The organism is Duganella sp. 3397 (assembly GCF_031456625.1).
GTDB lineage: Bacteria > Pseudomonadota > Gammaproteobacteria > Burkholderiales > Burkholderiaceae_D > Rugamonas > Rugamonas phyllosphaerae.
On record NZ_JAVDVB010000002.1, the window covers coordinates 508,992 to 519,368 of the forward strand.

The window sequence follows — 10,377 nt, forward strand, 5'->3', positions numbered from 1 at the left end:
TTGATTGAATAAATTGTTCAGTTCCACTTGGTCCCGGTACGTTCCGACAGCAGCGCGGCGATCTTGCCGCGATTGATGTGGTAACCGATAAAGACCAGTTGCGAGCGCGATGTCGTGGCGCGTTCGCGGTCGCGATGAATCGAGACGCGCGTGCGTACGCCCTGCACCAGCATGGCGCCATCGCCGTCGCTGCTTTGCACGTAACCCTTGCTGCGCAGGATGGGTTCAATTCTTGCAGCCTCCGACACCGCCTGCGACAGCTGGTCGGCATCCTGCGGCGCATCGCTGCGCAGTACGAACGACAGCCAGCCCGGATCCTGTTCGTGGAAATGCTTGTGGGTGGCCAGGCCATGGCTGTGCGCACCGAGGCCCGAATGGGCGTGGCCATTGAGCCGCGTTTGCACGGCCAGCGGCGTGGCATCCTGCGCTGGCATGGTGGCGACTGGCGCATACACATGCGCGTGTTCGATGCGGGTGGGCTGGTGCAGGCGCAAGCCCAGCGCCAGGCGGATATCGAGCTGCGCGTTATAGGCCAGCTCGAGGAAGCGCACCTTGGGCGCACGCCGGCGCACCCGGCTTTCGGCCGCCAACAGCGCGTCTTCGTCGATGCCGTCGATCTTGTTGAGCACTACCACGTCGGCGTATTCAAGCTGCTGGTCGAACATGGTGGCGGCCGGCGCGTGGGCGGCATGGTGTTCGAAGCGGTCCGAGAGCAGCAGCGGCGTATCGACCACGGCCAACGTGGCGTCGAGAATGAAATGCTCGGCCAGTTCCGGACTTTGCAACTGCTCCATCACGGCGGTGGGCAGCGCCAGGCCGGACGTTTCGATCAGCACGTGGTCGATCTGGGCGCGGCGTGCGGCCAGTGCCAGCATGGCCGGCATGAACAGCTCGTCGTCACCGTAGGCGATCAGGCCGTGGGCGAAGTCCTGCACGTGCACCTGCGTGTCGGTGCCCACCGTGTCTCGCACCATGGCGCCGTCCACCGAGATTTCGCCGAACTCGTTGATCAGCAAGGCCAGCCGACGCGTCTGGCGACGCTCGACCAGGCTGCGCAGCAGCGTGGTCTTGCCGGCGCCGAGAAAACCGGTGACGATGGTGACAGGGATCAGCTGCTTCATGCCGTGGTTGGTCCGGGCGTGAGTTCGCGCAGCACGTCGGCTGCATTGGCAACCAGCGCCGGATAGTCGAGCTGAGGGCGCGCCACCACCAGCAGCGGCATGCCCAGCGCCTTCGCTGCCTGCACCTTGGCCCGGTAGCCGCCGGCGCCGCCCGAATCCTTGGTGACCACGCAGTCGATACCCCAGTCGCGCCACAGCGCCGTATTGAATTCGGCCGAGAACGGGCCCTGCATGGCGCAGATGCGCTCACGCGGAATGCCCAGCGCCAGCGCGCGTTCGATCAGCTCCGGTTCGGCAGTCTGGCGCACGAACCATTGCTTGTCAGCCGCGCCCGGGGTTTGCATGAAGGTCGCCAGGTCTTTCGATCCCGTCGCCAGGAAGATGCGCTGGCCCTGCGCGACTGCGCGCGCGGCCGCCTCCTCGATCGACGCGCACGATAGCCCGTCGTGCGGCGCGTATTCGCTCGGGCGCTCGAAGCGCAGGTAAGGTATGCCCAGCTCCTGCGACAACGACATCAGTTGTTCCGACATAGTGCGCGCATACGGATGGGTGGCGTCGAGCAGTACGCGCGCGCCCTTGGCGTTCAATACGCGCCGGCGCGCTTCCACGCCCTGGCGGCCCGACCAGATGGCCACGCCCGGGCAATCCTGGCGCGCGATCTCGCCGCCATGGTCGCTGGCGGCGGACACCACCACCGGGCCGATACTGGCCGCTGCCAGGTCGGCCGCCAGCGCATTGCCGTCGCTGGTGCCAGAGAACACCCACACGGCGTTGTCCGGCAACTGGTCTTCCTGCTGGGTCTTTGCTCCTTCCGGTTGCGCCCAGTCGTTATAGCCGCGCGGCGTAAAGATCTGGCCGCGCTTCCTGGCGGTGAACCGGTTGCCGACCACGATGGTGGTCAGCATGTCGAATTTCAGGCCCGGCAGTTCGTCGAGGCGATAGATGTCCACCTGCTGGCCCGGACGGTACGCATTGCGCACCACGCCGCACAGGGTGCCCGGCGCCTTCGACTCGAGCATCAGTTGCAGCACGCGGTACACGCCTTCCTGGCGGCTGGCGCTCTGCACGTTGTACATCACGCAGGCCAGGTCCGCCTGGGCGATGTGGCGAGCACGGTGCTCGATCCACTCCCAGGGACACAGCAGATCGGACAGGCTAAGGGTCGCAAAGTCGTGCGACAGCGGAGAGCCGAGCAGCGAGGCGCAGGCATTGGCCGACGTCACGCCCGGCACCAGGTTCACCGCATAGGTATCGTCCTCGCGCATTTCCTCGTACGCCAGCGCGGCCATGGCATAGATGCCGATGTCGCCACTGGAAATCAGCGCGACTCTGGCGCCATTGCGCGCATGTTCGATCGCCAGCTGTGCGCGCTCGCGCTCCTGCGTGAGCGGCGGACTGAAAATCTGCTTGCCCTCGATATGGGGCGCGATCCAGCGCAAGTACAGCTCGTAGGCGACGATCACGTCGCTGTCACGCAACGCGGCAATCGCTCGCGGAACGATCAGGTCCTCGTAACCGGGGCCCACCGAAACCAGGTTCAACACACCACTCATCAAATTTCCATCCATTTATCCAATACCACTGCGACGGCGACGCCGTCGAGGCTCATCTTCGGCACCAGCAGCGCGCCACGCGGGCTGGCTACCAGGGCGCAGGGTTCGCACACCCCGTTCAGTCCCACGTTCTGTTGTACCCAGTCCGACGGCGTGGTCACCCACGGCCGCGCCGCCAGCGTGGCGCGCGCGAACACCCGCAGCGGCAGATCGTGCTGCAGGCAGAACGCCAGCAAGCCCGGCTCCTGCGCCTTCAGGTCCACCGTCGCCACGTCGCGCACGTCGCGCATGCCATAGTCGCCGGCGGCCAACAACGCCTTGACGACGGCAGCTTCAATCCGTTCGGCCGGCACACCCTTGCGGCAGCCGATACCGACCGTCAGCGGCTTGAGCGCTTCGGTGGCGGTGGTGACCACCGGCGTCGCACCGACCACGTTGGCCACCCGGTAGGCCAGGATATTGCCGCCGCCTTCGTGGCCGGACAACAGCGCCACCGCGTGGCGCCCCGCTTCGTCGATCACCACCACGGCGGGATCAGTATGTTTATCGACCGGCAGGCCGTCGAGAAAGCGCACCGCGATGCCGCTGGCGGCCACCATGATCCACTGCGCATGGCGGCGGTAGCTTGCCGCGAACTGGGTTTTCTGTGCTACTTCCGGCTGCAGCCACGGCCGATAGATGTCGCCGCCCAGGCGCGCCTGCAAGGCAGCCGCCAGCGCATCCCCTTCGGGACGCACCAGCCAGATGCCGAGAGGCGCTGCAGCCGACTGCGCTGTCATGCGGCCTCCTCGTCCTTTTTCACCACCCGGAACAGGTGCGTAAAATCTTTCGAGTACAGGCTCGATTCGGCCGCCATACCCTTATCGAGCGCCGCGCCGACCAGCATCATCGTGGTCAGGTTCCAGGCGCCGCGCTTGGTCTCTTCCAGGATCGTGCCCAGCGTGCCGGTGTAGCTGCGCTCTTCGGGCCAGGTGGCGCGGTGTACCAGGCTGACCGGCGTTTCAGGCGGATAGTGGAGCAGCAGGTCCGTGACGATTTTTTTCAGGTGCGGGCCGGAGAGGAAGATGCACATGGTGGCGCGGTGCTCGGCCAGGCGTGCGATCGATTCGAGTTCCGGCACGGCCGAGGCGCGGCCCGACACGCGCGTGAGGATCACGCTTTGCGACACTTCCGGCTTGGTCAGCTCGGTGCCGATGGCCGCCGCGGCTGCCGTGAACGACGACACACCCGGCACGATCTCGTACGCGATGCCCAGCGCTTCGAGGCGGCGCATCTGCTCGGCGGTGGCGCCGTAAATGGCCGGATCGCCCGAGTGCAGGCGCACTACATCGATATCCTGTTCCTGCGCGCGCACGTAGCAGGCCTGCTGCTGTTCCAGGTCCATCTGCGCGGTGTCGAGCAGTTCGGTACCGGGCGCGCAGTGGGTGAGCAACTCCACCGGCACCAGCGAGCCGGCGTACAGCACCATGCGCACGCTGCCCAGCAGGCGCGCGCCGCGCAGCGTGATCAAATCGGCAGCGCCAGGGCCGGCGCCTACAAAATATACCTTCATCTTATCTGTCCTTTCGCGGGTTGCGGCGCACCAGCATGGTGGCCAGGTAACCCATCGCTTCATCGGCCACCAGGTCGGCCACGCCCGACGCCAGCAGTTCACCCGGCAATCCGATCCGGCGCGCGAACGCGCAGTGATCGGCAATCTTCATCTCGCGCAGCAGGTCGAGCACCCACGGCAGGCGCGTGCCAACCTTCATCAGCACCACGATATCGTGGGTCTCGATTTCGTGGCGCAGCTCTTGCGGCGTTTCCGGGCACGGCAGGATCAGCACCCGTTCCTTGCCCTCGCCCAGCGGCCACGCCAGCGCCGACGCGGCGGCCGCATAGCTGGTAATGCCGGGGAACGTCTTCTGCGGCAGATCGGGGATGCGCTCGCGCAGGCCGGCCAGCACGTAGCCGTAGGTCGAATACGTGAGCGAGTCGCCGATGGTCAGATACGCGACGTTGCGCCCTGCCCGCAGCTCGACCGCCAGCGTATCGGCCAGCTGGGCGTAATGCTCGCTCAGCACGGACCGGTCCGGGTCCATATTGAACTCGATCTCGCGCAGCTTGTCGGCATCGGGAATGAAGCCTGCGCTGGCCAGGCATTGCAGCGCGACCGAATCGGCAGCCCCACGGGCGCGTGGCGCGTAGATCAGGTCCGCGTGGCGCAACGCGTCGAGCGCCGCTACCGGCACGAAGCCGGCGGGGCCGGGGCCGACGCCGATGCCGTACAGTGTACCGAGCGTCATTGGTGCTCTCCCAGCAGATTGCCGGCCAGGTCGAACAGGCGCACCTCGACGCGGCGCGCCGACGGCACGCGACCGCGCGCCAGCGCCGCGATGCGCTGTTCGATTTCGCGCCAGAAAGCTGGGGCGCCCGGTTCCTGCCTTAATATATCCATTGCTGCTTCCACTGTATTGGCATTTTCAATTTGCTGCACCATCGCTGGCGCGTATCCCATTTCTGCGGCCACGCGGGCCACGCCGCCCATGGCCATCTTGCTCTTGTTCGAATGCGTGTCCCACCAGCCGTCGAGCACCTTGGCCAGCTTGCCCGGATGGCCGGCCAGCCACAACAGGTCGAGCGTGCGCCGTTCTTCCACCAGCACCTGCTCGGTGAAGTCGAGCGCGTCGCCGAGAAAATTCGCGATCTGCACCGTGCGCTTTTCCGGCAATTTCAACACGTCCGCTGCGAATTCACGGCCGATCTTGCCCGGCAGGTAAGCCACGCACTGCTGGCCCCCGGCCAGCGCCACCCGGATGTACACCTCTACCGACGCGATCCAGGTTGCCAGCGACATCGGTTCGACGATGCCGGACGTGCCCAGGATCGAAATGCCGCCGACGATGCCCAGCCGGGGATTGAAGGTCCTGGTGGCGATGACCTCGCCGCCTTCGCAACCGATTGTCAGGTCGAACCCCTGGCCGGACTCCCCCGCCACATCCTGCACCGCCTGGCGCATCATCTTGCGCGGCACCGGGTTAATCGCCGGCTCGCCCACCGCCACCCGCAAACCGGGCAAGGTGGCGGTACCCACGCCACGGCCGGCAAAGAACCGCACTTCTCCGGCATCGTTGCGCCGCACTTCCGCGAAGATGGTGGCGCCATGCGTGTTGTCGGGATCGTCGCCGCCATCCTTGATCACTTCGGCGCGCACGGTCTGCCCGGGTTCCATCCACTCGACCGCCTGGACCGGCACCGACAGGTAATGGGCGCCGTCGGGCAGGCCGATATCGACCTTCGACAAGCGCACGCCTTGCAGCAGCAACCGCAGCGCCGCCTTGACGGCGGCCGTGGCGCAACTGCCCGTGGTGCGTCCGCGCCGCAGGCCGTTCAGGGCCAGGACGTTCAGGTCGAACGGCTGGCGTTCAGCCAGCGACATCGTCCCTCGGCACTGCCGCCTGTTCAGCCGCCAGGCCATTCAACGCATCGATCATCAGGCCATTGACCACGCTGGCCGCCCACGGCGAACCGCCACGCGTGCCGCGATTGGTAATGCGCGGCACTTGCAAACAGCGGCGCAAGTCTTCCTTGGTCTCGCGCGTGCCGACAAAACCAACTGGCAGTCCAATCACCAGTTGCGGGCGCCAGCCATGGTCGCGGATCAGGCGCGTGGCTTCGGCAATCGCCGTGGGCGCGTCGCCGATCGACACCACCACGTCGTTGCCGAACTTTTCCCAGCCGCGGCGGATGCCGGCCGCCGAGCGCGTGATGCCATACTGCTCGGACATCAAATGGGTTTCGCGGTCATGCACGCCGCACCACGTATCGATGCCCAGTTCTTCGAGCAGTGCACGCTTGAGGCCCGTCTGCACCATGGTCACATCGGTGAGGATGCGCTTGCAGCGCAGCAGCGCGCGAATGCCGCTGTCCACGGCGCCCGGCGAAAAATACATATCGTTGACGGCGTCGAAGTCGCCGCTGGTGTGCACCAGCCGTTGCAGGATGGTCAGCTGCTCTGGCGGGAATGGCGCCCAGTCGCGGCCTTCGGCGATGATGCGGAAGCTTTCCGCCTCGATCGGGTGCGGCACGTAGGTCTTGTATTGAGGCTCTGCCACCACCGGCTGGTCCGGCTTGGCGGACAGTGCCCGCACCGCCAGGTGGTGCGCCTGCTGCGGCTCGCCCACCTGCTGCTCGAAGCCGACGATCTGCACGCGGTATTTGCACAGTGAGCAGTTCATCGCGGCGCGGCCGGCCACGGCTTCGCGCGCGCGTTCGATCATTACGTCCGCCATCAATGGATGCACGCCCAGGTAGCCGGCTTTCAGCACTTCCACGCCCGGCTCGCGTTCGGCCAGGTCCTCGGTCGCAGCATAAATGCGCTTGACCAGCACGCCGTCGAACAGGAAGAACGGCAGCACCACCACCCGGGCGTAGCCCAGCCGCGCAGCACTGCGCAAGCCATCGGCCACCAGCGGGCTGGCGGTGCCGGAATAGCACACGTAGGCGGCGCCGAAACCAAGGCCTTCTTCGAGCATGCGCGCCAGCTTGGCCACTTCGCCGTTGGCGTCGGGGTCGGTGGTGCCGCGCCCCACCACCACCAGGCAGGTGTCGGAGCGGCGCACGGTGTTCGGTGACTGCGCTTCGGCCGCAACGATGCGCTCCTGCGCCAGTTGCAGCAGCTTGGGGTCGAGGCTCATCGGCGCGCCGAAATGGAAATCGATCTCGGGATAATCGCGTGCGGCGGCCTGCATTTCGGCTGGCATGTCGTTCTTGGCGTGGCGCGCGGCCAGCAGTACGCCGGGCACCATCGCTACCTGCTTCGCGCCAGCGGCCAGGTTGGCGGTGACCGCCTCGCCGATGGTCGGGGTGGCGAATTCCAGGTAGCCGTGGGTGACCACGTCGTGCGGTGCACGCTGTTTGATCAGCTCCACCAGCGCTTCGAACTCGCGCACGGCGTCCGGATCGCGGCTGCCATGGCCGGCGATCACGATGCCGAACTTGTCGCCACCGGTCATGCGGGTAGTAATCTCAATCACGGCGCGGGCTCGATCTGGCTCGCCATCGGCGCCATGGTGCGAATCAGCATGATGCTCATATCCGATACTTCGCGCTCGGCGCATTCGGCCAACGTGCCATGCCATTCGGCTTCGGCCCGGGTGAGGTTCTCCCAGACTTCGGTGGGCTGGCTCGGCGGGATGCCCTGCTCGATCAGGTACTTGGCGATATGCCACGGCATGAACGAGCGCGCCGCGTCCCACGGGCACGGAATCACGATGGCGTTGCGCTGGTCTTGCAGCACGTGCACCAGGTGGCGCTTGAACGGCTCCAGGTCGCCACGGCGGTGGAAAGTGATGAACGTGGTCTCGTCGAAGCACACCTTGGCGCGCGACGCGAGGATCTGCGCCGACGAAATGCCGGGCAGCGATTCGACCGGGTGGCCACACGCGCGCTCCACGCGTTCCAGGTACTGGAAGCCGCTGAAGTGGATGTCGCCCATGAACACGACGACGCATTTTTTGCCGGCGTGGTGGTCCACCGCCACCTTGTCGAGCTGCTCGACCTGGTCGCGGTAACCCATGCTGATCACGCGCGCGGTCTCGGGGATCAGGCTGCGCACCACATTGAGCACAGCCTCGAAGCCGGCCACCACGTCGGCGTCACGGATCAACTCCGCACCGCGCTGGGTGAGGTAACCGATGTCGCCGGGACCGGCGCCTATACAAATAATCATTGCTACTCCTGATAACTTTACGAGACCAGCTTCAAGCCAGTCGTGCCCTGACCGTCAGCGCCAGGCTGTCGGCCGATAATTCTTCCAGTGTCAAACACTCGGCGCCAAGCGCCTGCGCCAGTTGCGCGGCGCGCCCCAGGCGCAGGTAGCCGTTCTCGGTATCGATCACCAGCGCCGGTGTACGGCGCCCGGCCAGCAGTTCTGCCATTGCCACCGACTCGCGCCACGGATCGGCGCCCTCATTGATCGGCACGTTGCCCTTGCCGTCGGTGAGCAGCACCAGCAGCGGCGGATTGCCGCTGCCATTTGCTCCGGCGCGCTGCAACGTTTCCAGCGCCAGTTGCAGCGCGTGCGGCAAAGGCGTGCGGCCGCCCGTGGGCAGTTCGCGCAGGCCCTGCTCGGCCAGGTCCACGCTGCGCGTGGGCGCCAGCAGCAACTCGGCGCGCTGGCCGCGAAACGCCACCACGGCCACTTCGTCGCGCTGCTGGTAGGCGTCGGTAAGCAAATTCAAGACCGCGCCCTTGAGCGCTTCCATGCGCCGCTGCGCCGCCATCGAGCCCGAGGCATCGACCACGAATAGTATCAGGCTGGCACTGGTGCCGACGCGTACCTGCTGGTGCAAGTCGGCGCGCGTGACCTGCACGCCGCCGTCCGTTGCGTGCAGCGCGGCGCTGCGCAACGTGGCGCCGATGGCGATGCTGGTCGGCTGCTCGTTGGGCACCGCGCGCAGCACGTGGCCGCGCGGTGACTGCTGCGCCATGCTGCGGCGGCCGGCGGCGCCAGGAGCCGATTGTGCCTCCACCGAAATGCGCGCGGTTTGACCGCCTGCGGCGGCGGCAAACACCTGCTCATCCTGTTCGACATTCGACTGCTCGCTGTCCTGCGACTGCTGCTCTGCGCCGGACTGCCCGCCGTCTTGCGGTTGCTGGTCGCTGCCTTCGCCATCGGCAGGTGCTTGCTGCGGCGGGGAATCCTGCTCCGCCTGCCGCATCAACTCATCGAGCTTGTCCTGGTCCAGGCCCGGCTGCTCGAACGGCTTGCGGCGACGCCGGTGCGGCAGCACCAGTTCGGCCGCGCCGCGCACGTCCTGCGGCGTGACCTGGATGCGGCCAGCCAGCGCGGCGATGGCGCGCGCGGTCTTGTACATCACGATATCGGCGCGCAGACTGGCCACTTCCAGCTCGCAGCACAAATGGCTGATCAGGTCGAGCAGCGCGTCGTCGAGCTTTACTTGCGGCAGCAGCGCCTGCGCGGTGGCCAGCGTGGCCTGCAGTGCATCCTGCTGCGCGCGCCAGGTGGCGACATATGATGCGGGATCGGCCTCGAAGCCGATACGGCGGCGGACCACCTCGGCCCGCACCGCCTTTTCGCGCGGCGCCGTCACTTCCACCATCAGGCCGAAGCGGTCCAGAAGTTGCGGGCGCAAATCGCCCTCTTCCAGGTTCATGGTCCCAACCAGCGTAAAGCGCGCCGGATGGCTGACCGACAGGCCCTCGCGCTGCACGCGGTTGACGCCCATGGCCGCCACGTCCAGCAGCACGTCCACCAGGTGGTCGGCCAGCAGGTTGACTTCGTCGATGTACAGCAGGCCGCGATGGGCCGATGCCAGCAGGCCAGGCTGGAATGCCTTGTGGCCGCCGTTCAAAGCACGCGACAGATCGAGGCTGCCCAGCACGCGGTCTTCGGTGGCGCCCAGCGGCAGCGTGACGAACGGCACCGGCGACAGCGTGGTGACCCGGTCGGACTGGCGGCAGACTTCACAGTGCTCGCACGGCGCTTGCAAGGTGCAGTTGAAGGCGCAACCGGCAACCAGTTCGATCGGCGGCAGCACTTCGGCCAGCGCACGCGCGGCCGTACTCTTGGCCGTGCCCTTGTCGCCGCGTATCAGCACGCCGCCGATGCCGGGATCGACCGCGCACAGCATCAAGGCCTGGCGCAACTGCTCCTGGCCGACGATGGCGCTAAAAGGAAAATTCAATGAAAAATTCATCGG

The 10,377-nt window shown here is 66.6% G+C and carries 9 protein-coding genes; all 9 read right to left on the bottom strand.

Annotated elements, in window-relative coordinates; all coding sequences use genetic code 11:
* Positions 1-17: 17 nt before the first annotated feature.
* Genes J2X54_RS06855 through J2X54_RS06895 form a run of 9 tightly spaced genes read right to left on the bottom strand, consistent with a single transcriptional unit; the run spans position 18 to position 10,374 of the window.
* Positions 18-1,121, bottom strand: a complete 1,104-nt coding sequence (locus J2X54_RS06855; RefSeq protein WP_310179395.1) for a GTP-binding protein — start codon at positions 1,119-1,121, stop codon at positions 18-20.
* Positions 1,118-2,674 (bottom strand): precorrin-3B C(17)-methyltransferase, encoded by a 1,557-nt coding sequence (cobJ, locus tag J2X54_RS06860; protein ID WP_310179398.1) that lies wholly within the window; start codon positions 2,672-2,674, stop codon positions 1,118-1,120. The genes J2X54_RS06855 and cobJ overlap by 4 nt, the downstream gene beginning before the upstream one ends.
* A complete protein-coding gene (locus J2X54_RS06865) occupies positions 2,674-3,453 on the bottom strand; it encodes a cobalamin biosynthesis protein (protein WP_310179400.1) in 780 nt (259 codons plus the stop codon). Before J2X54_RS06865 ends, cobJ begins: the two co-directional genes overlap by 1 nt.
* Positions 3,450-4,226: a precorrin-4 C(11)-methyltransferase gene (cobM, locus tag J2X54_RS06870; RefSeq protein WP_310179402.1), complete on the bottom strand. Its 777-nt coding sequence runs from the start codon at positions 4,224-4,226 to the stop codon at positions 3,450-3,452. The genes J2X54_RS06865 and cobM overlap by 4 nt, the downstream gene beginning before the upstream one ends.
* Before the next feature lies 1 nt (position 4,227).
* The gene (cobI, locus tag J2X54_RS06875; RefSeq protein WP_310179405.1) at positions 4,228-4,959 is read right to left on the bottom strand and encodes a precorrin-2 C(20)-methyltransferase; all 732 of its coding nucleotides are present in this window, start codon (positions 4,957-4,959) and stop codon (positions 4,228-4,230) included.
* The gene (gene cbiD / locus J2X54_RS06880) at positions 4,956-6,092 is read right to left on the bottom strand and encodes a cobalt-precorrin-5B (C(1))-methyltransferase CbiD (RefSeq protein ID WP_310179408.1); all 1,137 of its coding nucleotides are present in this window, start codon (positions 6,090-6,092) and stop codon (positions 4,956-4,958) included. Before cbiD ends, cobI begins: the two co-directional genes overlap by 4 nt.
* Entirely contained in the window at positions 6,079-7,668 is a 1,590-nt protein-coding gene (locus tag J2X54_RS06885; RefSeq protein WP_310179839.1) for a precorrin-8X methylmutase, read from the bottom strand. The genes cbiD and J2X54_RS06885 overlap by 14 nt, the downstream gene beginning before the upstream one ends.
* Positions 7,669-7,685: 17 nt before the next feature.
* Positions 7,686-8,384 carry a cobalt-precorrin-7 (C(5))-methyltransferase gene (locus J2X54_RS06890; RefSeq protein ID WP_070246886.1) on the bottom strand — a complete coding sequence of 233 codons (699 nt, stop codon included), beginning with the start codon at positions 8,382-8,384 and terminating at the stop codon, positions 7,686-7,688.
* A gap of 31 nt (positions 8,385-8,415) precedes the next feature.
* On the bottom strand, positions 8,416-10,374 hold the full coding sequence (locus J2X54_RS06895; RefSeq protein WP_310179412.1) for a putative cobaltochelatase: 1,959 nt from the start codon (positions 10,372-10,374) through the stop codon (positions 8,416-8,418).
* Positions 10,375-10,377: the final 3 nt, after the last annotated feature.